The organism is Paraburkholderia sp. 2C, assembly GCF_054589215.1.
Genome location: NZ_BAAILL010000042.1, coordinates 304,187 through 327,169, shown reverse-complemented (window position 1 = coordinate 327,169; position 22,983 = coordinate 304,187). Strand labels below are relative to the sequence as shown.

Genomic DNA, 22,983 nt, shown 5'->3' with positions numbered 1-22,983 from the left:
CGCGCGGCGCGCGCCGCAAATAATCGGCGCGTGCCGCGCGATGCGGTGAGATTTGTTGAATGGAACAGCAGGGAAACCCGGGACGTTATTGAAATAGCCGATGGCGATAGCCACGCATGCGTCGTTATCGACAGGACAGTATTTCAATCGACGGATGGAATTTCTCATGAAGGCAAGCATCAGGACGTTGGTCACGATCGTGTCACTCGCTGCGAGCACGGCAGTTTTCGCACAGACCTATAACGAAGCGCCGTTACAGCAACAGCAGCAACAACCGCCGCAGCAACAGCCGCCGCAACAGCCGCCGCAACAGGCGCAATCGCAACAGAGCCCCGCAGGCGCGCAGGCGCCGCAATGGGCCGCACCCCACGCCGCCTACACGGGTAAAACGCGCGCTCAGGTGTACGCCGAACTTGTAGAAGCGCAGCGCAGCGGACAACTCGCGTATCTGAACAGGACGGTGTACGCGCATCACTGAACTTGCTGCGCTTTCCACGACACGGCGCCCAAGCATAAATAGATAAGACCGGTACCGAATTCGCATCCATAGAATCAGACCATCGCTTCAGTTCACTAACTTGAGAAGGATGGTCGGGTGCGAGTTTCGGCAAATGGTGTTAGCGGCGCGTCGTCGGGCAGTCCGGATGACGATGGCCGGCTTTATACGGTTACCGGACAAAACAGCAGGCCGGACAGCCGCGCGAATGCTTCGCGTCACCACGCGGTCGGGCAACGTGCGGGCAACGATGGCTCGACGGGCACCGTCTCGACGCAAGGAGCCGCGCCAGCGAACGGGCGTCCCATCGGTGGTTTACACGGCCACTGGCTAGGCGTCGGGGCGGCCTCGCTACCGGGCCAGATAAAAGCGACATCGGACGATCCGAACGCTTTTAATGTGCTCGGGACCGCGACCGGTACAACGATGACCGGCGCGGAATTTCTCGCGCTGATCGACAAAGGCGGCGGCAAGGCCCTCGATGGCCTGTATCGCGGCGCCATGTGGGTGGGATTGGCGGTCAACACGGGGATGGATTTGTATAGCCTCGGTGTAGACGCGAAGGAACTCGGCGACCATCCGGATTCGGACCCGGCGAAATGGCGTCTTGCGAACACGGCCGTTCGCCTCCTCACGAATGGCGCGGCGATGGTACTGATGCCGTTTACGCCGGCAGCCGCGTTTGTGCCGTTGATGCTGCCAGACTTCGGCGAAATCGAACGGGCCACCGAACTGCTTGAACAGAAAACCGATCTCGAGCGAAAAGGCCAGCAAACGGAAGCGAACGCAACAGGTCAGGCGCACGCGCTGGCGGCATTGAACTCGACGCCGGTCGCGAACTGGTTTTCGCCGTTTTACCAGAAAGCGCTGACGCCCGATGTCGAAACATTCGAGCATGCGCATGGCAATGTCGACGGCCAGTTCCCACCGGCCGAACTGCCGCCAGGAACGGGCAACAATCGGACCGTCACGGACTACTACGCCGAGGCGATGAAGGAGCGTGCCGAGCGCGTGGCGGAAAACATGACGCCGTTCTTGCGCGACGCGGCGAACAAAAACGGCAAGGACTACGTCACGCTGATTTCCCACTGGCCGCAAACATTCTGCTGGCCATCGAGCGGCAATCCGATGCGGACCTTCGATCGTGCCATCGCGCTGACTTATTCTCGCAAGACCGATATGGTCATCCCGACTTTCTTCGGCCGGGACGTCGATGCCAGCTTTCGCGCGCCGCCGTACAACCACGACATTCCGCTGCAGCAGAGCAACGGGCACCTGTTCTATTTCTCGCGGATGCTCGATCCGGGAAAGCTGGAAGAAATGCTGAAGCTGCACGAATAAATGCCGCTGAGTATCGGCGATAACGGGGACCATCAAATGCGTAAAGTCGACTTGAGCGGCGGCGCGCTGTTGTCGGGCGCATTCGGAGAGAACACGACGGATACGCAGAACACCGGCCTCGCGCCGCCTGCCTCTCAATCGCAGGACAGTGAACCGGCCAGCTCGTCGGTGCCGCCGCCGCAAGCAAACAGTATGCAGTTCAAGGCGGGTGGACTCGCGACCGCGCTCGGCAGCACCCGCGTTGCCGATTTCGGCCCCCGTCCGAGCGTGCTGGTTGCCGCCCATCGCGTCGGCTATTCGGGTACCGGCATGCTCGGCAATGCGACGCGCGCGCTGTCCGGCATCGGTCAGTTATTCGATCCGCAGAGCGGAAAGGATCCGGCTTCGATCGCCTTGCAGACCGCGAAAGCCATCGGCAACGCCGTGGGCTACGGCATCGACTTCGCCCGCGTCGACGACAAACAGGCAGCCGCGCGAAACTACGTGTGCCTACCGCGCCGGCAGGACAGCTACTCGTTCGGCGCTGCGCCCGGGCAGCGGGAGCAGGTGCAGCTTCGCTCGTTCCGTCAAACCGGGCAAGGCGCCGGTCCGACGAGCGCTCAAGCGGCTCGGACCACGCCGCCCTCATCGGCACAGCATGGCGGTGAACCGCATCCGACCCGCCGCGGCGTGGTTCCGTCCAGCGTGAGAAGCAACGGCCACTGGCTCGGTATCGATGCGCTCGCGTTGTCATCAAGCATCAACAACGTCGCACGAAGCCCGGGCGCACTGAATGTCGCGAGTGCGACATCCGACTCGATCGGCGCGGCGGGGGACTCGATCGCTGCCTTCAATCTGCGTGGATGCAAGCTGCTGACGATCGCGGCAAAGGGACTGTCGTTGATATCGACCGCGGCGGGTCTCGCGCCGTCGATCAGCCAGTTGACGTCCGATGTGATCGAGCTGATCAGATCTCCGGACAGTGCCCAGGCGAAGTGGAATGTCGCCAACAGTGGAGCCCAGCTCGGCGGAGGCCTGCTGGCCGCGGCGGCATCGTTCGTCTATCCGCCTGCTGCACTCGCGACGCTGCTGTTTCCGAACTTCGCCGAAGTCGGGCACGCGATCGAACTCGACAACGAAGAACGCGACCTGCGCAATCGCGGACTGGCTGCGCAAGCCGACGCGGTGCACGCGAGACATACGATGGCGGCGCTGGACGCGACGCCGGTGGTCAACTGGTTCTCGTCGTTCTATGCGAAGAGCCTGAGGCCCGACATCGAGCGCTTCGAGCTTGCCCAGGGTAACCAGCCCGGCAAGCCGCCAATGGGCGAACTGCCGCCGTCCGCGCGAACCGGCGCGGTAGTTGCCGATTACTATGGCGCCGCGCTGCGCGAGCGTGTGCAGGCGCTCGAAGGGGCCGCAAGAGACTATCTGAAGCCTGTCGCCGACACCGGGCAACTGGACTCCGTCACGCTGATTTCGCGCTCGCCTCAAATGTTCGGCTGGCCGTCCGATGGTCAGCCGATGCGAGTATTCGACCGCACAGTCGCGCTCACGTATTCGCGGCAAAGCGGCGAAGTGCACGGCACGTTCGTTGCGAAAGAGCACGATGGCACGTTTCGCCTGCCGGCGCTGAACGAAGGAATGGCGCCCGCTGCCGGCAAAAAGAATCTCGTGATCCTGAGCAATATGCTCGACTACGAGAAGCAGCCCGTGAAATTCGACCTTGCGGCCTGCAAGGCCGACACCACGGACAGCTTCTACGTGCTCGACCCGAAAGGGTATCTCGTCTGAACGATCGATCAGAACAGGGTGCGTATGCCGGTCGCAAGAATATAGTTCGTCGACTGAAAGCCGTTGAACGCGGCGCCATTGAACTTCGAGAACATGTATCCGGCGTACACGTCCGTGCGCCGCGTGAAGTGATAGTCGGCAAGCAGCGAGTACTGCCACTGGTTGCCGCCCGCCACGCCTTGCGATTGCTCGGTCTGTGTATCGTAGATACCGGCCGCGACGTCGAAACCCGGCGTGAACTGGTAGTCGCCGCCGAAAAAGTAGACGTTGGTGGAGGTCGTCGTGGTCGTATTGCTGAGCGCGCCTGTAAAGCCGAAGTAATCGACTGTCGTGCCGGGAGAGACGGGGTCGCTCGGCGGCTTGATCACGAAACGCTCGTAGCCGCCTTTGAGCGTCGCATTCCCCAGAACATAGCGGGCCGCGATCATATAGTCGTAGTCGTCGTTGAGCGACAGCGCGCCGACGTTCGTGCCCACCAGCGGGCTATCGATCGCATTCGCGCCGACGAGCGCGCCCGAGTGCACGATGTCGCGTGCTTCGTAGTAAGTCGCCTGGATGCCGAACGCATTGTTCTGATAGCCGGCCACGGCGCCGAATGTCGAGCCGTCGCCGAAGTGTCCGGCGACGCCGCCGAAGCTATATGAAAGGCCGAAGTTGAAGTCGCCGACGTGGTTCGTGTATTTGATGTTGTTATCGGTTCGGGATCCTTCGGTAATGCCGCCTGCCGAGTACGATCCGGAGAAGCCGAGCGGCGAGAACAGCTGCGACTGGAACAGCGGGTCGTAGGCGGTGATGATGTCGAAGGCGAAGGTCGTCGACCGGCCGAATTCGACGGAACCAAATTTGCCGTCGCGCAGTCCCACGTAAGCGCCACGGTTGAATAACTGTCCGTTCAGCGCCGACGCGGCCCCAACCGTATTCTTCGTGCCCGCAATCGACGCGGCCGCGTTATTCAACTGACCTGACTGTTCATTGAAGCCCGATTCGAGGTCGAAGAACGCGTTGAGTCCGCCGCCGAGGTTTTCGTTGCCGCGGATGCCCCATCGCGAGTCGGAAATGCCGCCGTTGAAAAGGCCGAAAACAGGATTCTGAAACTGCGTGCCGACCTTGCTGACCGGATTCACCGTGGCCGGAAACGACGAACTCGCATTCGCACTATGTTCGACCACACCCACCGCGACGTCCATCACCCCGTAAAGCGTGATGCTGTTGCTGTCGTCCGCGTGTGCGGCGTCGATCAGCGATCCGAGCACGAGGGCGGCAACCCAGTGCTTGCTCCTCGATGTTTTCATCATGTGTCGTCTCCGTGCATTCATTTCAATGACCCCGTCTGCCGCAATCCGAAGTCGCCAACCAGGTGGCGACGTTGGTGCGTCCGGTGCGGCGCAATGTAGCAGCGTCAACGAAACGCGCCGCGTGCAATGGACTTTTTCGAAAACGTGAATCGGCGCATTGCCCCATGCTTGCTGCATGCATCGCGCAAAGATGAAAATTTCTTCATGAAATTGCAACGGTTCGGACGGTTAACGGTGCGTAATCTGACAGTAACGAAACAGGGCGAATGCCCGGCAAACGGCATCGGTTGCACCCGGGCGCATGCGCTCCAGCGGCGACCGGCGAGGCGATTGAGACCATGTTGAAAGTGCTGACGATCGAAGACGACGAAATCGCCGCGGGCGAGATCGTCAACGAACTGAGCCGCCGAGGCTTCTCCGTGCATTGGATCGACAACGGCAAGGAGGGGATGGTCTGCGCGTTGAGCGACGACTATGACGTGATCACGCTCGACCGCATGTTGCCGGGCATGGACGGCCTGTCCATTCTTACGACGATGCGCAGCATCGGCATCACGACGCCGGTTTTGATGCTAAGCGCGCTCGGCGATGTCGACGAACGCGTGCGCGGCCTGCGCGCCGGCGGCGACGACTATCTGACGAAACCGTTCGATCCCGAAGAGATGGTCGCGCGGCTCGAAGTGCTGCTGCGCAGACGCAATGCGCCGATGCCGCAATCGGAAGCGGTACTGAACGTAGGCCCGATCGAACTCGACCTCGTTTCGCGCAAGGTGCGCCGCGATGGCGAGGAGATCGCGCTGCTGCCCACCGAATACCGCGTGCTCGAATATATGATGCGCCATGCGGGACGCACGATCACGCGCACGATGCTGTTCGAAGCGGTGTGGGGCTACCACTTCGATCCGGGTACGAATCTGATCGATGTGCATATGGGACGTCTGCGCAGGAAGCTCGATCCACCCGGTGCGCGCGCCATGATCCACACGATGCGTGGGTCGGGCTATATGTTCGGCGAGGAGCAACGTTGAGCACGCTTTCTTCGACTGCTTCATCGACCTCGTCAGGCACGCGGACGCCCGATATCGGCCGGCGCTGGCATGCGACGACGTTCCGTCTGCTGTCCGTCTACGGGCTTATCTTCGCGGTATCGGTCATGCTGCTGCTCGGCTTCATGAGCTGGGTCGTCACGGGGGAAATGGAGCGGCAGAACGATCTCGTGATGGACTGGCAACTCACCTATTTCGATGCCATCCCGCGTGCCGCGCTGGCCGAAACGATCGGACGCCGGCTCGAGCACGAGCGCATGCATGCCGCGTATTACGGCCTGTTTCGCGCGGACGGCGAGCATCTGGCCGGCGACGTCACCCGGCTTCCGCCAGGCCTTCCAACCGACCGCAAGGGCATCACGCTCGATCACACGCTGCCGGTGGCCAGCGGGCAAACGGCGCCGGTCGTGCGCGCAATGGCGGACCGGCGCCACGACGGCGACGTGCTGGTGGTCGCGCGCGACCTCACGCATATCATCCGCATTCGCGACACGATACTGAACGCGCTGTTTCTCAGCAGCGGCCTTTGTCTTGCGGTGGGCGTGGCGGCAGGGCTCGCGCTCGGCATGCGGCAGATGCGGCGCGTGCGCGAAATCCGGCGGGTCACGCAACTGATCGCGCAAGGCGATCTGAACCAGCGCTTGCCCGTTGGCGGCCGTGACGAGCTCGACATGCTGTCGCATCTCGTCAATCACATGCTCGACGAAGTCGAGCGCCTGATGACGGAAGTGAAAGGGGCGTGCGACGGCATTGCGCACGACTTGCGCACGCCGCTCGCCCATGTCAGATCCTTGCTTGCGCATATCGACGAAAGCGCGCGCGGCATGAGCGGCGATGGACGGACGCTTGCATGGATGCCGATGCTCGAGCGCGCGCGTGAGGAAACCGACCAGCTGCTCGATCGCTTCCGCGCAATGCTGCGCATTTCTGAAATCGGTTCGCTGAAGCGACGCGGCGGCTTCGCGGAAATCCACCTCGAAGCGCTGGTGCGCGACGTCTGCGAGCTCTATGAGCCGCTGGCCGAAAGCCGTTCGATTTCGCTTGCCGTCGAAGCCACGGCGGTGCCGGTCGTGCATGGCGATCGCGCGTTGCTGTTCGAAGCGTTGAGCAATCTGCTCGACAACGCGCTGAAATTCACACCGTCCGGCGGCGCGGTGCGCGTGTCGCTTGCCGAAACGCGCGATGGCCCGCAAGTCGATGTGATCGATAACGGGCCCGGCATTCCGGTCGAGGAGCGTCATGCGGTGATGCAGCGCTTCTATCGCGGCGAGCATACACGGCATATCGCGGGCTCGGGCCTCGGACTCGGCATCGTGTCGGCGGTGCTGCGGGTGCACGATTTTTCCGCACGCATCGGCAGTGCCGAGCCCGGCACGCGCGTGAGCGTCGAATGCTGGCCGCACACGCTCGCATGAAGAGGCGTGCACACTTTGGACGCGCCCACGCGCGTTCACCACGAGAAACCCTTGTGACTGTTCGTCACCGTTCGCATGCGCATACTTCTGATTTCCACGAATCATCCGGAAGCCACATGGCTGCATAAGGCTTTTCGCGAAAGCGCGCACAGCGTGCAGCGCGTCGACAATAGCCGTGACGGCGCCTTCGTTGCCGCGCACGACCCGTTCGATGCCGTCGTTGCGCTTGCGATGGAGCCCGGCGCGCAGATCGATCTGCTGGATGCGCTACCCGCGCTATCGGCGGTCGACGAAGCGCGGGTCATTATCGCGCTCGTGCGCGGGCTCGATGCGGCGCAGCGCGTGCGTATGCTGCGCGCGGGCGCGGACGCGTGCCTGACGCCGCCCTATTCGTTCGTCGAGATCCAGGAACGGATTTCCGCTTTGCAGCGCATGGCCGCGGCGGTGCCTGCACGATCGGCGCAAGCGCTGCAAACGACGCCACCCGGCGTTCGCCCCGCGCAGTCCGTGCCGCCTCCAGGGGCGCTGCAGATCGCCGTGCATCTCGATGCGGCCACGCGCGAACTGGTGGCCGGTTTAGGTCGGGTCGCGCTGACAAGGCGCGAGTACCAGTTGCTCGAATGCCTGCTGCGCCGTTTCGATGCGCCGGTGCCGCGCGACCAGTTGATCCGCTATGCGTGGTCGGAGAAGGAAGAGGTCGACCCCGCATGTGTGAATCTCGTGGTATCGCGCTTGCGCCGCAAGCTCGCCGGACGCTGTCCGCAGGTGCGGATCGACACGGTGAGCCGCTTCGGCTATCAGCTGTCGGCGCAAGCATGAACCGAGCGCGCTACGCGCACGGCTTAACCGTGCGAGTACAGCGTCTTGTTCAGGTACTGCAGCTGCCCATCCTGCTCGGAATGAACGAGATCCTGATAGACCTGTGCGCGCGTGAGGCCTGTCACCGGCTGGCCGTACGGCGGCACCCATTGTCCCGCTTGCGAAGTGGCGGGCGGGGGATCGGCAGGCGCGGGCGCGGCACGGGTCGCCGTGTTTGCGCCGGCAGGCGCGGAAGTTTGTGCGAAGGCCGGGCTGCACAGCATGGCGCCGGCGACTGCGAAAGTGATCAGTACGAGTTTCATGATATTCGCCATCCTAAGAAAAATAAACGGATCGGAAGGAAATCGACCGTCGCCGATATGGGCAGGTGAATCGCTAACGGTCTGGATTCAGTGTAAGCAGCGGCCCCTAGCCGTTCGGCCGTATGACCATGAAAACTCGTTCATCCTGCGGCGGCGCGTGGGGCAGCGGTTTGCGCGGCGGGCGCAGCGTGGGCCATGCGCGGGTCGTGCGCGTCGCTGGTGCTGCTCAGGGTGCCACTCAGGGAGCCGCTCGGGGTGCCACTGTGGGTGCCGCTGTGGGTGCTGTTTCGCCATCCGCCGCCGAGCGCCTGGATCAGACCGACGGACGCCGTGAGCCGGCGCGTGTAGAGGTCCGACGATGCGATCTGCGTATCGAGTGCCGTGGTCTGCGCGGTGACGACATCGAGATAGCTGACCACCCCGTCCTTGTAGCGCGAGGTCGCGAGCGTCAACGTGCGTTGCGCAGCCGCGAGCGCGTTGTCGTCGTGCACCGATTCGTTGCCCAGATGATGAAGCAGCGCGAGATTGTCTTCGACCTGCTGGAACGCGAGCAGCACGGTCGCCTTGTATTGCGCGCCGTTCTGCGCGAGCTGCGCACGCGCTTCGCGCGTGACCGCGCGGCGGCGACCCGCGTCGAATAGCGTGAGCGCGAGGTTCGGACCGATCGACCAGATTTCGTCGGGCGCGATAAACCATGGCGACAGCACGCTGGTTTGATAGCCCGCCTGCGCGTCGAGTGAAATGTCGGGGTAGTACGCGGCCTTCGCGACGCCGATCTGCGCGTTGGCGGCCGCGACGCGGCGTTCCGCGGCCGCGATGTCAGGGCGCCGTTGCAGCAGCACGGCGGGCACACCCGCCGGCACGGACGGCAGGCGCGAACGCGTCGCATCGGGCGCCAGCGTGAAGCTCGATGCCGGCGTGCCGGTCAAGGTGGCGATCGCATGCTCGAGCAGGGCGCGCCGCGCGCGCGTGTCGTCGGCGGCGGCGAGCGCCATTTGCAGTTGTGTGCGCGCGCGCGACACGTCGAGCCCCGACGCGATGCCGCCGTGATGGCGGCTGACCGTCAGCGCAAGCGCGCGGCGATAGGTGTCGACCGCATCGGCGAGCAGTTGCTGCTGTTCGTCGAAGCCGCGCAGCATGAAGTAATCGTCGGCGAGGTTTGCCTGCAGGTCGAGCTGCAGCGACGCGAGATCGTCCGCGCTGGCCTGTGCGTTCGCGACGCCGGCTTTCACCTCGTTACGCACTTTGCCCCATAGGTCGAGATCGAAATCGGCGCTGAGCGCGAACGTGTTCGAATAGAAGTCGTCGGGTTCGTTCGCGCCGCGCAGCGGGCGGCGGTCCGACTGCCGTGCGCGTGTCGCGTCGAGATTGGCGCCGATGGTCGGAAAGAGGCCGGCGCGGGTCTGGTCGACGAGCGCGTCGGCCTTGTCGTGGCGCGCCACGGCCGCGGCCACGTCCGGATTGGCGGCATCGACACGGCTTTCGAGCGCGTTCAGTTCGGTGTCGTCGAAGACTCTCCACCAGCCGTCGCGTGGAATGCGGTCGGCCGGACGCGCGAGCTGCCAGGGGCCGCTTTCCTTGAACGAGGTTGGGATCGCGGTGGGCGGCACGTGATACGGCGGCGCGAGCGAGCACGCGTTCAACGCGAGGGCGGCGACGAGCGCGAGCGCGGTTTTAGCGGCCGGCGCATTGAGAAGTCGCCGCCTACCCATGCGCCTGCTCCACATTGATTGGCGTATCGGCGGTGTGAGTGGGCGTGACGCGGGAACCCGCGGCGGGCGAACCCGCGGCGGGCGCTGCCGCCGTTGCCGCCACCCGCACCACGTCCCCCGCCGAAAGCGAATCGGGCGGATTGTCGATCACCCGGTCGCCGGCCGCGAGACCGGAGCCGATCACGACATGCGCGCCGAGATCGGTCGCGATCGTCACGGGCTTCATCACCGCGCGATTCTGCGGGCCGACGGTCGCGACCTGCAAGCCGTTGTGCCGGAAAATCAGCGCGCTCGCCGGAATTTGCAGCGCGTGCGAATGAGTAGGCAGCGCGAAGCGCACTTCCGTATACTCGCCGGGAAAAAGCAGCCCCGCATGATTGTCGACGGAAAGTTGCACGAGCAACGTTCCGGAGGACGGCGCGATCGCATCGTCGGTATCGACCAGCGTTGCATTGAACGTCATGCCGGGCCGCTCGGGCACGCTAAGGGTGGCCTGCATGCCGGGCCGCACGGCGGCCGCCTCGCTTTGCGGCACGCTCACATACAGGCGCAACTGTTTCGCGTCCGACACCGTGAAGAGCTGCGGCTGGTTGCCGCCGCCCGCATCGATCAGCGCGCCGACGTCGGTTTCGCGCGCGGTCACCACGCCGTCGAAAGGCGCGACGATGCGCTTGAACGATTCGAGCGCTTCGAGGCGATTCACATTCGCCTGCTCGGCCGCCACCGTCGCCTGCTGCGCGGCGAGGTCGCTGGTCTTTTCGTCGGTTTCCTGCCGCGAGACCGAATCTTGCGAAAGCATCTGCGTCCACCGTTGCGCCGTCACGGCCGCGAGCTTTTCGGTCGCCATCGATTTGCGCAAGTCCGCGCGGGCCTGATCGAGTTGCTGGTCGAGGTCCGGTGTATCGATCACGCCGAGCAGTTGCCCGGCTTTGACGTGCGTGCCGATATCGGCGTACCACGCGTGCAGATAGCCGGACACGCGCGCATAGATCGGGGCGTTGATCCATGCGGCGAGATGCCCCGGCAAGACGAGCTGCTGCGTCGCGGCAAGCGGCTGCGGTTGCACGGTCGCAACCGTCGGCAACGCCTGTTGCGTGGTCCATCTCGCGACTTCGTGCCGCGTGTGCACGCGGCTCGCGATGCCGTCGGCGAGCACCGCCACGGCGGCGAGCACGATTGCGATGCCCGCCAGTTTGAGATGAGCAGGGCGCTTCGGCGCGGCGATGTCGACTTCAGTGGACATGGGCGTTTCCTTTTTCGGAATCAGAACCGGTTGCAGCGGAATCCGGATCGGCGCCGGCGTGCGGGCGGGTGTCCGCATGCGCATTGGGGGCGTGCGCGTCGTTCCGGTGCACGATGCTGAACAGCACCGGCACGACGAGCAGCGTGGCGCAGGTCGCGCACAGCAGGCCGCCGATCACCGCACGGCCGAGCGGCGCGTTCTGCTCGCCGCCGTCGCCGAGACCGAGCGCCATGGGCGCCATGCCGATGATCATCGCGAGCGCGGTCATCAGCACCGGGCGAAAGCGCGTAAAGCCCGCTTCGAGCGCCGCGATACGCGCGTCGCCGGTCGCGTGCAGCCGCTCGCGCGCGAAGCTGACAACCAGGATGCTGTTCGCCGTGGCGACGCCCATGCACAGAATCGCGCCCGTCAGCGCAGGCACGGAGAGCGGCGTGTGCGTCGCGAACAGCATCCAGATAATGCCCGCGAGCGCGGCCGGCAAGCCGCCGACGATCACCCCCGCATCGCTCCACGAATGGAAATTGACGACGATCAGCAGGAAGATCAGCACGATCGCGCCGACGAGGCCGAACAGCAAACCCGTGAAGGCGCTATTCATCGTCTGCACCTGACCGCGCAGCGTGACGCGCGCGCCTTTCGGCACATCGTGCGCGGTCGCATGCAGGATGCGTTCGATGCCCGATGCAACGGAGCCGAGGTCGGCGCGCTGCGTGGTGGCGAACACGTCGTAGAGCGGTTCGATGTTGTAGTGCGAGACGACGAGGTCGCCGACGCCGCGCGTGACGCTCGCGATCGCGCCGAGCAGTTGCGCGCGGCCGTCCGCGCCGGTCACCGTGAGGTTTTTGAGGCTCGACAGGGAAGTCATTCTGTATTGCGGCGTCGCGGCGACGATCGGATACGACACGCCGTTGCGCGGATTGAGCCAGAACGACGGCGCGACCTGGCCCGTGCCGGTCAGGCTCGCGACGAGCGAATCGGTCACGTTGTCTTCAGTAATGCCGAGCTGATCGGCGCGCGAGCGATCCACGGCGACCGTGAATTGCGGATACGTCGACGCCTGCTGGATGCGTGGGTCCGCAATGCCGGCCACGCCGCGAATCCGGCGCAGCAGTTCGACCGCGTAGCGGCGGTTCGCGGCCTCGTCGGGTCCGGACACCTGCACGTCGATCGGCGCGGGCGCGCCGAAATTGAGAATCTGGCTCACGATATCGGCTGGCAAAAACGCGAACGTGGTGCCGGGAAACGCATGCGGCAGCGTGGCGCGCAGCGTGCGCACATAACCGGCCGTCGGTGCGTGGTCGGCCGCGAGCGTCACGTAGATATCGCCGTCCTGCGAGCCGGTCGTACCGCTGTTGTTATACGCGAGGTCGATGCCGCTGTTCGGCAGGCCGAGGTTGTCGACGATATTGGCGAGCTCGTCAGGCGGAACGGTCTGCCGCACGGCCGCTTCGATATGATCGGCCAACGCGGCCGTGTCTTCGATGCGCGTGCCGAGCGGCGCGCGAAAGTGAATCTCGATTTCGCCCGAGTCGACATTGGGAAAGAAGTTGCGGCCGAGCCACGGCACGAGCAGCAGCGAAGACGCGACGGCCAGCGCGAAACCGGCCAGAAAGCGTTTGCGGTTCGTTAGCGCGGCGCCGAGCAAGGCGCGATAGGTGCCGCGCACCGTGTTGAAGCCGCGCTCGAACATGTGCTGGAAGCGCACGAGCGGATTGCGCGGCGGCCGTTCGTGAGGGCGGTGCGCAGGCTGCGGGCCGTGCACGTGATGTGCCTGGTGGTGCGGGTCGCCGCCATGCGTCGCCATCACCGCGGCCAGTTCGCCCGACGCATGGCCGCCCGATGCGTGCGCGCGCAACAGATAGTGCGCCATCATCGGCACGAACGTGCGCGACAGGATAAACGACGCCACCATCGCATAGATCACCGATTCGGCCATCGGCACGAACAGGAAGCGCGCGATACCGTTCAACAGCAGCATCGGCACGAACACGATGCAGATGCACAGCAGCGACACGAACGCCGGCAGCACGATCTGCGACGCGCCTTCGAGAATCGCGCTCTTCACGTCCTTGCCCTGCTCGAGATGCCAGTTGATGTTTTCGATGGTCACCGTCGCGTCGTCGACCAGTATGCCGACGGCGAGCGCGAGTCCGCCGAGCGTCATCACGTTGAGCGTTTCGCCGGTCGCCGCCAGGGCTGCGATGGCGCTCAGTACCGCGAGCGGAATCGACGTCGCGATGATCAGCGTCGAGCGCCAGCTGCCGAGAAAGAGAAGAATCATCAGCGAGGTCAGCGCGGCCGCGATAATTCCTTCGCGCGCGACGCCGCTGACCGCGCCTTTGACGAAGGTCGACTGGTCGCCCATCGTCACGAGCTTGAGCGACGGCGGCAGCGTCGCCTCGATGCGCGGCAGCTTCGCCTTGACGCCCGCGATGATGTCGAGCGTCGACGCATTGCCGTTCTTCAGGATGCTCATCAACACCGCGCGGTGACCATCGACGCGCACGACGTTGGTTTGCGGCGGATAACCGTCGCGTACGTGCGCGACATCGCGAATATAGATGGTTGTGCCGTCAACGGTCTTGATCGGCAGCGCGTTGAGCGCGGCAATGCGATGCGGGCTGTTGTTCAGCTGGATGTTGTATTCGAAACGGCCTATCTTCTCGGTGCCGGCCGGAATGATCTGGTTCTGCTGCGCGAGCGCATTCGCCACATCCTGCGCCGACAAATGCTTCTGTTGCAACGCGAGCGGGTCGAGGTCGATTTGCACATCGCGGATCTTGCCTCCGTAAGGCGTGGGGATGGCGACGCCCGGCACGCTCAGCAATTGCGGGCGGATAAAGTTCGTCGCGTAGTCGGCCAACTGCTGTTCGTTGAGCGTATTGCTCGTCAGCGCGATCTGCAGTACCGGCACGGTCGACGCGTTGTAGTTGAGAATTTGCGGTGGCGTCGTGCCGGGCGGCATCTGCTTCAATACCGTCTGCGAGACGGAAGTCACTTGCGCGGTGGCCGTGCGGATATCGACAGTCGGCTGAAAGAAGATCTTGACGACACCGAAGCCGCGAAACGATTGCGACTCGATATGCTGGATATCGTTGACAGTGGTGCCCAGCGTGCGCTCGTAATACGTGACGATGCGGCCCGACATGTCGTCCGGTTGCAGGCCCTGGTAGTTCCAGACCACCGCGATCACGGGAATGCGGATGTCCGGAAAAATATCGGTCGGCGTGCGCAAAGCGGCGAGCGGGCCGAACAGCAGTATCAGCAGCGCCAGCACGATAAACGTGTAAGGCCGGGTCAATGCGAGGCGGACGATCTTCAGCATCGGGCAGGCAGTGTGTGATGGTCGAAAGTTCGGATGCTCGGGTGAGCTAGCCGAGCAGGTAGCCGGAACCGCGCACGGTGCGGATCATCGGCGGCTCGCCGTCCGCTTCGAGCTTGCGGCGCAGGCGGCCGATATGCACATCGATCAGGTTCGTGCCCGGGTCGTAGCTGCCGCCCCAGACGCCTTCGAAAATCATCGTGCGCGTCATCACCTGGCCCGCGTGGCGCATCATGAATTCGAGCAGACGGAACTCGGTCGGCTGTAGCGTGACGTTGCGTTCGCGTGCCGTGACGCGTCTGCGCATGCGGTCCAGTTCGAGCGGCCCGACGCGCAGCACGATCGGCTCGGGTGCGTTGCGTGGGCGGCGGCGCAATAGCACTTCGACGCGCGCCGACATTTCGTCGGCGGAAAACGGCTTGATCAGATAGTCGTCGCTGCCCGCGCGCAGGCCCTCGATGCGCTGCTCGACGCCGTCCAGCGAACTCATCACGAGCACCGGCGTCTCGATGCCGGCGCCGCGCATCGTGGACACGATTTTCAGGCCGTCGAGATCCGGCAGCACGCGGTCCACGGTGATCACGTCGTAAGCGTCGGACATCGCCTTGACGAGACCTTCACGCCCGGTGCGCGCAACGTCGACGGCAAGCCCGCTTGCGCTCAGGGCGCGAACGATGTCGCCGACGACCCATTCGTCGTCTTCGATAGTGAGGATTCTGGCCATACGCTCGTGTGCCCGGCTGTATGCGCGGCGTTACGCGACAGCGCGCAACGATGTTTTGCGCTCGTCGGAGCGGAACCGTGCGACGGTGAAGTCGACGAACGCGCGCACTTTGGCCGTCAGATGATTGCGGCCCGAATAGACAATCGAAAATTGTCGCGCGCCGTCGTTGAGCGGAAAGCGCTCGAGCACCGGCGACAGCGCACCGCTTGCGAGTTCGCGCGCGACCGCGGGCGCGGGCAGCAGCGCGATACCCATATGATTCAATGCGGCCGCGCGCAGCATTGCGGTGTTGGTCGCGCGCAAGCTGTAGCGCACGGGCACGCGATACGCGCCATGCGCATCGGTGAACTCCCACGCGCGGGCGGCGCCGTTCGCCGGGCCCAGCAGCGCATGCGTATTGAGCATCGACGGATTGAGCGGCGTGCCTTGCCGCGCAAGATAGGACGGGGACGCAACGAGCATGCTGCGGTACTGCATCAGCGTGCGGCCGACCAGCGAGCTGCCGACGAGGCGGTCGTCGTCGGTGAAGCCGACGTCGAAGCCGCCTTCGATCAGATCGAGATTGGCTTCGAAGGTCGCCACTTCGAAGTCGACGCCCGGTTCGGCCGCGCGATAGTCGGCAAGCAACGCGACGAGCTCGGTGTTCGCAAAGGTGGTCGATGCGGCGATGCGTACCGTGCCGTGCGGCGAATGCGCGGTGCGCGTCAGATTCGCATCCATTTCGTCGACATTCGCAACGATCGCGCGACAGCCGTCGAGATAGCGTGCACCCGCTTCGGTTAGCGAAAGACTGCGCGTCGAGCGATTGATCAGGCGCGTGTTCAGATGCGCTTCGAGCATGTTGACGCTGCGCGTGACCGCTGCCGCCGACATGCCGAGCTGACGCGAGGCAATCGAGAAGCTGCTCAGTTCGACGACGCGCATGAAAACACGCATGGACTGGAGTTGATTCATTTCGGCAAGCCCTCTACGTTGGACGTTGCGAATGATCGTCCAGCCGACCTAACAGCGGATCGCCTTCAACGTGAACGATTCTTTATATTTCGGAATGCTTGTCGTCTTATTGCGAACGCGGTTTCGCGTTTCGAGCAGACGCGAAAACATTGGCATCGACATGCCGAACATGAAGACGATGAAAACGGGAAAATTGCGCGTGCGACTGTCTCGGCGTACGCGATGAAGGAAGCGGGGCGGCAACGGGGCGCTGCATCGGCAACGCCCGCATGCGGGCTGCGGCGTCAAGCCGTGCCCGCACGTGTCGGATGAACGCGGTGTGAGAGAGCCAGGAAAATCAGTTCGGCATGCTGTACGCTTCGTGAGAAGCGTCCGCATGCTCGGTTAGCGCGTCGATCAGTTTGACGAGGCTCTCTTTCGGCACGGCGAAACCGGTCCAGTTAAAACCCGTATGCCGGAAAAACAGCACGGCGCCTTCGAAGATGGGGTTCTTCTCCGTGTACCAGCATGGATCGATTTCGACCACATAGCGATGCTGGCGCGAAATCTCTGACGGGATAGCGGGCTGCATTTTCGCGCGCAAAACGGCGAGATGTTCGATCAGGGCATCGAGGTCGGGCACGTCGAGTATCGACACGCTGCGGTCGATTGTCACACGAAGCGCCTGCGCGCCGTAATCGTTGACGAGTTCCACTTGCATGGGGTGGTGCATATAGGCTCCTGCCGCGGCTGAACGGCAGAAGTATGCGCGCGAAGCCGTGCGCTGCGCGTGGAAGTCGGACAGTGAAAAGATGAAACTTGTTTTATGAACCGGCGCGTGAGCCTAACAGAACGTTCATCTGTTTCATCGCGGTTCGATACGTCATACCGAGCATCCTTGCACCGTCACAACATCCCGCAAGGAGCGGACGACATGAAACCCTTCTGGATCAAATCGGCAGCGACGCTTTGCGTGCTGCTCGCAAGCGGCGCGGCGTCAGCAAGTGGCAAGCTGACGCCGAGCGAGTGCAACGACTATCCTTTCAAGCCGCTCTCGGGACCTGTCACGCATGCGCAGCTGATGCAGGAGCTGCGCGAACTCGAATCGGTCGGCTACGATCCTTCAGCGAGCGGCGACAACTACTATCCGTCGGAGATTCAGGCGGCGGAGGCGCGGCTTCAGGTGAAGTACCGCGCCGATTGTCTCGGCGAGAATGTGAAGGTGCCGAAGACGTCGAGCGTGTGGCAAAACACGTTCGGCTCTTATTAATGCTGAATGTGCGGCTGCGTGCGAACGAACTTCGCGCGCGCCGGCTTCAGCACGAAGAGCGCCAGCACCGCGGTCACGATATCGAGCGTGATCGCACAGGCGAACACCGGCACCCAGCTGCCCGTATGCTGATGCAGCAGCGCGGCCAGCGGGCCGCCGAAAATCGAGCCGACGCCGAACGAGATATAGAGCCAGCCATAGTTCGCCGTCGCGAAGCGCGTGCCGAACGTGTCGGTCAGCGTCGACGGGAACAGCGAGAAAATTTCGCCCCAGCCGAAGAACACGACACCCGACAGCAGCACGAACAGCACGGCGTCGTCGCGCGTGAGCAGCCACAGCGTCATCGCCACGCCTTCGAGCGCGAATGCGAAGCCCATCGTGTTTTCACGGCCGAGCTTGTCGGAAACCCAACCGAAGAGCGGTCGCGTCAGGCCGTTCGTAAAGCGGTCGATGGTCAGCGCAAGCGGCAGGGCGGCGAGGCCGAACACGAGCACCTTGCTGACGCCGAAGTCGGCGGCGAAGCTTGCCATCTGCGAGGTGACCATCAGGCCCGAGGTGGACATCATCGTCATCATCGCGAACATGAGCCAGAAGATCGGCGTCTTCAGCATTTCGGACGGACGGAACTCGCGCGCGGTCGACAACGACGGTGCGTGAAGCGTGCCCGCCGCGCTCGCTTGGGCCTGCGGCGGCACGCGCAACCCCTGCGATGCGACGAAGCCGATTACGGCGAAGATCATGCCGTATAGCCACAGCGTCGATTCGATGCCGTGCACGGCAAGCGAAGCCGAAATCGGGAACGTCGTGACGATCGCGCCCATGCCGTAGCCGGCGGCGACCGCGCCGGCCGCCATGCCGCGGCGATCCGGGAACCAGCGCACCATCAGGCCGACGACACCGACATACACAATGCCGGTGCCGAGACCGCCGAGGCCGCCATACGTGAGATACAGCATCGTCGTGCTCGACGCATGCGACGCGAGCATCCAGCTGACGCCCGCGAGCAGCGTGCCGATCGAAATCAGCCGGCGCGGACCGAAGCGATCGATCAGCGCGCCCTGGAACGGCGAAAAGAAAGCCTGCAGAAAGACGAGAATCGAAAACGTGACCTGCACTTCGGGCAGCGAGATGCCGAGCTTCGCCATCAGCGGCTTGGTCATCAGCGTCCACACGTATTGCGGGCTCGAGATCGACATCATGCAGACGAGACCGAGCGCGAGCTGCAGCCAGCGCATGGAAGTCGCGGACCGCGCGCCGGATGATGCGGCGTGATCGAGCGACCGTACAGGGGTGTTCATCGATGGTTCTCCGTTGCGAGATTGCGGTGTGGGCCGGGCGGTGCGTTATTTCGTGCTGTTGTTGTGTGAGTCCTGCACCAGGACGGCCGACATGAGCGAGAACCATGCCAAAGGCATCGCCGCGGATGGCGCGAGCACGCGCTCAGCGAGGCGCGATGCGGGTCGATGTATGAATCGCAGGCGTCGCGATATGAGCGTGCACGCAGCGCTCGACGCGCTCGCGCGGAGCGAGCGGAGGGGAGGGATGATTGCGCGCGGTGCGCGAGCCCCGGGCTGGTGCGCGATACGAAGTGCCGCGCGCACCGTTAGCGCGCGTGTTGTAAAGCCGGCGCAAGGTCGGCGTGATTACTTTGACAAGTCCGACAAGTTTGACAGCAGCGGCGCGGCATCCGCTAGGTTGACCGCAGTGGCATCGCACGGCGCATCGAGCAGCATTCGATCTGCCTCGATGCGCGCGGGAGACCCATAGGTCCATGCGATATTGCGCGCGGCATGTCCGATCGGCATGCCGGCAAAGATCGGCACGCCATACGGCGCAAGCAGATCGACGAAGATATCGTGCAGCGTATAGTCGGCGCCCTCGGGCAGCGGGCAACGCACGAATTCGCCGAACACGAAAGCGCGCGCGCCGTCGAACGTGCCGCTTTCCTTGAGCAGCATGATGCTGCGGTCGAGCCGGTAGCCGAGCTCGGTGATGTCTTCGAGCAGCACGATCGCGCCGTGGCAGTCGGCCTGCCAGCGCGTACCGGCGATGCTCGCGAGCGTCGTGATATTGCCGCCGTGCAGGCGGCCGCTCACGGGCGTATGCGGTCCGTGCAGATGCGTGAGCGGGAGGGCGGCCGCAGGGTCCGCGGTGCCGTTCGTCAGCGCGTTCAGCACGCTGTGTCGCGATGCGTCGTCGACATGCCCGGCGAGACTGCCTAGCGACGGGCCGTGTATGAGCCGCGCCTTTTCCATGCCGCTCATCGCGCAGAACAGCGAAGTCGCATCCGAAAAGCCGATGACCGTTTTTTCGCACGGCAGCGCGGCGGGAATGGCGGGCAGGCAATGCACGCAGCCGTAGCCGCCGCGCGCGACCCAGACGATATCGATCGATGGGTCCGTCAATGCCCATGCGAGATCCGCGCGACGCTCTTCATGCGTGCCGGCGAACGTGCGGAAGCGCTTTGTCACATGCGCGCCGACGCGCACCTCGAGCCCCCAGCTCTCGATCAGCGCGATGCCGCGCGCGACGTTGTGCATATCCGGTATGCCGGCCGGCGCAATGACGCCGACGGTCCGTCCTTTCAGATGCATACGCGTGTCCCCTTATCGAATGGCGAATCGATCGCCGTCCATTATTGTGCAGGATCGGGGAAAGCGGACAGGGTGTCGCGCATCGCAGGCAAGCGGCGATGCGCGATAGCCGTTTTAAGGCAAAGGAATAGGGCGCTGCTCAATCCCGCGCGATCAGATCGCCGACTTGCGCGCGTCCGGTCACGAAGCAGCCCGACTTGAACGCGTCGCCCTGATTGGTTGCCGCGGCGTCGGAAAAGCCCTTGTTCAGTGCATCGAGCCGCACCAGGTCCGCGCCCGCGGCGCAGCTGATCGATCCCTGCTCGCGTGCCTGCACGTGCATCGCGGTCCGGTCGGCAATCAGAAAGCCGACCAGCACGACGACTGCGATATTGAAAGCTCGTCTCATCGGGTTGTCTCCTCCCTTGCTAGAGCCTAACGCGAAGCACGCGCGCCCCATGCCAGGGATTTCCCGTTTTCATGTGATTTTTTTCGTAACGATCGCCATGAACGCGTGGTAATTGGACGACACGCCGGCGCGGCAAAAAGTCCCGTTACTGCCTGAAAATATCGCGCCGCGCGCCCGTCAATTTCCGGCTCAGCGTTGTCCGTTGTGCGGAGCACAACAGTCATCGATCTGACAACCCCCAACGGCAGCAATGACCCGTTGCGCGCATCACTATTTTTTGGTGCGCTGCAAAACATTGTCTAAACGGTTATGCTCGTTAACCCTGACGGGTTCATTTCAGCCGGACCCGTCTGTTGTCCTCCTTTCCGTTTTATTTCCGCAATAATTTTGTAATCATTTTCTTTCGGTTGCGACAGCCGGGCTGTCGCTGTGCTTAAAGTCCCAGTCAATCTCATGCAATTCCCTCCGTTACTCAGCCTGCTGATCTGGATTCCGATCGCGGCTGGCCTCGTCGTGCTGCGCGCGGGTTCGGATCGCGCGCTCAACCGAACCCGCTGGCTCGCGCTGATCGGCGCAATCGTCGCTTTAGTGCCGGTCGTGCCATTGGTGCAAGGCTTCCGCAACAATCTCGTCGCGATGCAGTTCGTCGAAAACAGGCCGTGGCTGCCGTCGTTCGGCGTGGCCTGGCATGTTGGCGTCGATGGCATTTCGCTCTGGTTTACCGTGCTGACGGCCATGACCACGGTGATTGTCGTGATCGCATCGTGGCAGTCCATCACGAAGCGCGTCGCGCAGTATTTCGGCGCGTTCCTGCTGTTGTCGGGCTTTATGCAAGGCGTGTTCACGGCGCAGGACGGCATGCTGTTCTTCGTGTTCTTCGAAGCGACGCTGATTCCGCTGTATCTGCTGATCGGCACCTGGGGCCAATCGAATCGCGCGCATGCGGCGCTGCGCTTCTTCCTTTTTTCGCTGACGGGCTCGCTCGCGATGCTCGCGGCGATGCTGTACCTGTACTCGCAGTCGCATAGCTTCGACATCGCGCAATGGCGTTCGCTGCAAATCGACTTCGTGCCGCAGGTGTTGATCTTCCTGTGCTTCTTCGCGGCCTTCTCGGTGAAGGTGCCGATGTGGCCCGTGCATACGTGGCTGCCCGATGTGCACCTTGAAGGGCCGACCGCGGCGGCCGTGCTGCTCGGCATGCTGAAGATCGGCGGCTACGGCCTGCTGCGCTTCGCGCTGCCGATCGTGCCGCAGGCGAGCCACTTCTTCGCGCCGGCGGTCATCACGCTGTCGCTCGTGGCGGTCATCTACGCCAGCCTCGTCGCGCTCGTGCAGACGGACATCCGCAAGCTGCTCGCCTATTCGGCGATCGCGCATATGGGGCTCGTCACGCTGGGCCTTTTCGTGTTCACGCGCATTTCGATGGAAGGCGCCGTGGTGCAGATGCTGTCGTACGGCATCGTGTCCGGCGCGATGCTGCTGTGCTCGGGCATGCTCTACGACCGCACGCAAAGCGGCTCGATCGATGCATATGGCGGCGTGGTCAATACGATGCCGCGCTTCGCCGTGTTCGTGATGCTGTTTTCGATGGCCAATGTCGGCTTGCCGGGCACGTCCGGTTTTGTCGGCGAATTCATGGTGCTGATGGGCACGATCCAGTTCAACTTCTGGATCGGCGCAATCGCCGCGCTCACGCTCATTTTGAGCGCCGCGTACACGCTGTGGATGTACAAGCGCGTGATCTTCGGCGCGGTGGCCAATGCGCGGGTCGCGAAACTCGCCGACGTCGGCAAGCGCGAGTTCGTGCTGCTGGGCGCGCTGGCCGTGCTCGTGCTTGGGATCGGTATCTATCCGAAGCCGTTCACCGATGCGATCGATGCAACGGCCGGCGAAGTGCTCGCGCAGGCCGAAGGCACGGTCGCGAACGGCGCGACGCGTGTCGCCGATAGCCGTGTGGCGCCGGATACGCATGCTGCGCCGGCCTCGGGCGCACAGCATATGGTCGTCGTCGATCGCGAGCCGCGCGGCTGATTGCGTGCCGCAGGCGTCACGCGCACCGCGCCGCTTGATGCGCGCGCGTGAGCGTGGCGCCGCCCTGTATCGCCCTATCCCCATATCGCTCTAGCCCTTGCCGAAAGATTCATCGCCAGGCAAGGGTTTCCCTCTACAAATCCTCAGCCCGTTCCGGTCGTTATACGGAACGGGTAGAGCCCGTTATCGCGTGGATGCCGGGTTTTTCCTTTCCGCCGCAAGCTGGCGCTTGAGCGCTCACCGCATGCGGCCGGAACGATGTGCCTTATTAGAAACGTG

General features: G+C 63.7%; 19 protein-coding genes. 8 read left to right on the top strand and 11 right to left on the bottom strand.

From position 1 onward, the window contains the following. Nucleotides 1-166 precede the first annotated feature (166 nt). From ACYPXD_RS21450 to ACYPXD_RS21440, 3 genes are all read left to right on the top strand, one after another. Nucleotides 167-478 (top strand): DUF4148 domain-containing protein, encoded by a 312-nt coding sequence (locus ACYPXD_RS21450; RefSeq protein WP_459715592.1) that lies wholly within the window; start codon nt 167-169, stop codon nt 476-478. 117 nt (nt 479-595) lie between these two features. After that, nucleotides 596-1,837, top strand: coding sequence for a hypothetical protein (locus tag ACYPXD_RS21445; protein WP_459715589.1), 1,242 nt, complete (start codon nt 596-598; stop codon nt 1,835-1,837). Between the two features lie 36 nt (nt 1,838-1,873). Further along, on the top strand, nt 1,874-3,610 hold the full coding sequence (locus tag ACYPXD_RS21440; RefSeq protein WP_459715587.1) for a hypothetical protein: 1,737 nt from the start codon (nt 1,874-1,876) through the stop codon (nt 3,608-3,610). An 8-nt stretch (nt 3,611-3,618) separates the two neighbouring features. Here ACYPXD_RS21440 and ACYPXD_RS21435 read toward each other — a convergent pair whose 3' ends face one another. After that, a complete protein-coding gene (locus tag ACYPXD_RS21435; protein WP_459715584.1) occupies nt 3,619-4,905 on the bottom strand; it encodes a porin in 1,287 nt (428 codons plus the stop codon). 338 nt (nt 4,906-5,243) lie between these two features. Between ACYPXD_RS21435 and ACYPXD_RS21430 the strand changes: the two genes are divergently transcribed. The 3 genes from ACYPXD_RS21430 (at nt 5,244) to ACYPXD_RS21420 (ending at nt 8,185) form a co-directional block, all read left to right on the top strand. Then, nucleotides 5,244-5,933, top strand: coding sequence for a response regulator transcription factor (locus tag ACYPXD_RS21430; protein WP_459715581.1), 690 nt, complete (start codon nt 5,244-5,246; stop codon nt 5,931-5,933). Between the two features lie 89 nt (nt 5,934-6,022). Next, nucleotides 6,023-7,366, top strand: coding sequence for a sensor histidine kinase (locus ACYPXD_RS21425; protein WP_459715804.1), 1,344 nt, complete (start codon nt 6,023-6,025; stop codon nt 7,364-7,366). 75 nt (nt 7,367-7,441) lie between these two features. Then, nucleotides 7,442-8,185: a response regulator transcription factor gene (locus ACYPXD_RS21420; protein WP_459715578.1), complete on the top strand. Its 744-nt coding sequence runs from the start codon at nt 7,442-7,444 to the stop codon at nt 8,183-8,185. 23 nt (nt 8,186-8,208) lie between these two features. Here the strand turns inward: ACYPXD_RS21420 and ACYPXD_RS21415 are convergent, their stop codons facing one another. From ACYPXD_RS21415 to ACYPXD_RS21385, 7 genes are all read right to left on the bottom strand, one after another. Continuing rightward, nucleotides 8,209-8,487: a DUF4148 domain-containing protein gene (locus tag ACYPXD_RS21415; protein ID WP_459715575.1), complete on the bottom strand. Its 279-nt coding sequence runs from the start codon at nt 8,485-8,487 to the stop codon at nt 8,209-8,211. A gap of 140 nt (nt 8,488-8,627) precedes the next feature. Further along, complete coding sequence (locus tag ACYPXD_RS21410; RefSeq protein WP_459715571.1) at nt 8,628-10,199, bottom strand: efflux transporter outer membrane subunit; 1,572 nt, start codon at nt 10,197-10,199, stop codon at nt 8,628-8,630. Continuing rightward, nucleotides 10,192-11,442: an efflux RND transporter periplasmic adaptor subunit gene (locus ACYPXD_RS21405; RefSeq protein ID WP_459715568.1), complete on the bottom strand. Its 1,251-nt coding sequence runs from the start codon at nt 11,440-11,442 to the stop codon at nt 10,192-10,194. The genes ACYPXD_RS21410 and ACYPXD_RS21405 overlap by 8 nt, the downstream gene beginning before the upstream one ends. Further along, nucleotides 11,432-14,767, bottom strand: a complete 3,336-nt coding sequence (locus tag ACYPXD_RS21400; RefSeq protein ID WP_459715566.1) for an efflux RND transporter permease subunit — start codon at nt 14,765-14,767, stop codon at nt 11,432-11,434. Before ACYPXD_RS21400 ends, ACYPXD_RS21405 begins: the two co-directional genes overlap by 11 nt. A 46-nt stretch (nt 14,768-14,813) precedes the next feature. Then, nucleotides 14,814-15,488: a response regulator transcription factor gene (locus ACYPXD_RS21395; RefSeq protein WP_459715564.1), complete on the bottom strand. Its 675-nt coding sequence runs from the start codon at nt 15,486-15,488 to the stop codon at nt 14,814-14,816. Nucleotides 15,489-15,518: 30 nt separating this feature from the next. Next, nucleotides 15,519-16,442 (bottom strand): LysR family transcriptional regulator, encoded by a 924-nt coding sequence (locus ACYPXD_RS21390; protein WP_459715562.1) that lies wholly within the window; start codon nt 16,440-16,442, stop codon nt 15,519-15,521. A gap of 337 nt (nt 16,443-16,779) precedes the next feature. Then, nucleotides 16,780-17,154 (bottom strand): hypothetical protein, encoded by a 375-nt coding sequence (locus tag ACYPXD_RS21385; protein WP_459715559.1) that lies wholly within the window; start codon nt 17,152-17,154, stop codon nt 16,780-16,782. Nucleotides 17,155-17,355: 201 nt separating this feature from the next. Between ACYPXD_RS21385 and ACYPXD_RS21380 the strand changes: the two genes are divergently transcribed. Beyond that, entirely contained in the window at nt 17,356-17,691 is a 336-nt protein-coding gene (locus tag ACYPXD_RS21380; RefSeq protein WP_459715557.1) for a DUF4148 domain-containing protein, read from the top strand. Here the strand turns inward: ACYPXD_RS21380 and oxlT are convergent. The 3 genes from oxlT to ACYPXD_RS21365 form a co-directional block, all read right to left on the bottom strand. Beyond that, nucleotides 17,688-18,926: an oxalate/formate MFS antiporter gene (gene oxlT, locus ACYPXD_RS21375; protein ID WP_459715802.1), complete on the bottom strand. Its 1,239-nt coding sequence runs from the start codon at nt 18,924-18,926 to the stop codon at nt 17,688-17,690. The genes ACYPXD_RS21380 and oxlT overlap by 4 nt on opposite strands. A gap of 408 nt (nt 18,927-19,334) precedes the next feature. Next, nucleotides 19,335-20,285 (bottom strand): S66 peptidase family protein, encoded by a 951-nt coding sequence (locus ACYPXD_RS21370; protein WP_459715555.1) that lies wholly within the window; start codon nt 20,283-20,285, stop codon nt 19,335-19,337. Nucleotides 20,286-20,424: 139 nt separating this feature from the next. Further along, nucleotides 20,425-20,673, bottom strand: a complete 249-nt coding sequence (locus tag ACYPXD_RS21365; protein WP_459715553.1) for a hypothetical protein — start codon at nt 20,671-20,673, stop codon at nt 20,425-20,427. Nucleotides 20,674-21,126: 453 nt separating this feature from the next. Between ACYPXD_RS21365 and ACYPXD_RS21360 the strand changes: the two genes are divergently transcribed. Then, nucleotides 21,127-22,704, top strand: coding sequence for a complex I subunit 4 family protein (locus tag ACYPXD_RS21360; protein ID WP_459715548.1), 1,578 nt, complete (start codon nt 21,127-21,129; stop codon nt 22,702-22,704). Nucleotides 22,705-22,983: the final 279 nt, after the last annotated feature.

Coding starts and splice junctions, on each gene's coding strand:
- ACYPXD_RS21450 (WP_459715592.1), top strand. CDS start 167: ATGAAGGCAAGCATCAGGACGTTGGTCACGATCGTGTCACTCGCTGCG.
- ACYPXD_RS21430 (WP_459715581.1), top strand. CDS start 5,244: ATGTTGAAAGTGCTGACGATCGAAGACGACGAAATCGCCGCGGGCGAG.
- ACYPXD_RS21400 (WP_459715566.1), bottom strand. CDS start 14,767: ATGCTGAAGATCGTCCGCCTCGCATTGACCCGGCCTTACACGTTTATC.
- ACYPXD_RS21435 (WP_459715584.1), bottom strand. CDS start 4,905: ATGATGAAAACATCGAGGAGCAAGCACTGGGTTGCCGCCCTCGTGCTC.
- ACYPXD_RS21420 (WP_459715578.1), top strand. CDS start 7,442: ATGCGCATACTTCTGATTTCCACGAATCATCCGGAAGCCACATGGCTG.
- ACYPXD_RS21410 (WP_459715571.1), bottom strand. CDS start 10,199: ATGGGTAGGCGGCGACTTCTCAATGCGCCGGCCGCTAAAACCGCGCTC.
- ACYPXD_RS21365 (WP_459715553.1), bottom strand. CDS start 20,673: ATGAGACGAGCTTTCAATATCGCAGTCGTCGTGCTGGTCGGCTTTCTG.
- ACYPXD_RS21390 (WP_459715562.1), bottom strand. CDS start 16,442: ATGAATCAACTCCAGTCCATGCGTGTTTTCATGCGCGTCGTCGAACTG.
- ACYPXD_RS21380 (WP_459715557.1), top strand. CDS start 17,356: ATGAAACCCTTCTGGATCAAATCGGCAGCGACGCTTTGCGTGCTGCTC.
- ACYPXD_RS21405 (WP_459715568.1), bottom strand. CDS start 11,442: ATGTCCACTGAAGTCGACATCGCCGCGCCGAAGCGCCCTGCTCATCTC.
- ACYPXD_RS21385 (WP_459715559.1), bottom strand. CDS start 17,154: ATGCACCACCCCATGCAAGTGGAACTCGTCAACGATTACGGCGCGCAG.
- ACYPXD_RS21370 (WP_459715555.1), bottom strand. CDS start 20,285: ATGCATCTGAAAGGACGGACCGTCGGCGTCATTGCGCCGGCCGGCATA.
- ACYPXD_RS21395 (WP_459715564.1), bottom strand. CDS start 15,488: ATGGCCAGAATCCTCACTATCGAAGACGACGAATGGGTCGTCGGCGAC.
- ACYPXD_RS21440 (WP_459715587.1), top strand. CDS start 1,874: ATGCGTAAAGTCGACTTGAGCGGCGGCGCGCTGTTGTCGGGCGCATTC.
- ACYPXD_RS21415 (WP_459715575.1), bottom strand. CDS start 8,487: ATGAAACTCGTACTGATCACTTTCGCAGTCGCCGGCGCCATGCTGTGC.
- ACYPXD_RS21360 (WP_459715548.1), top strand. CDS start 21,127: ATGCAATTCCCTCCGTTACTCAGCCTGCTGATCTGGATTCCGATCGCG.
- oxlT (WP_459715802.1), bottom strand. CDS start 18,926: ATGCGCTGGCTGCAGCTCGCGCTCGGTCTCGTCTGCATGATGTCGATC.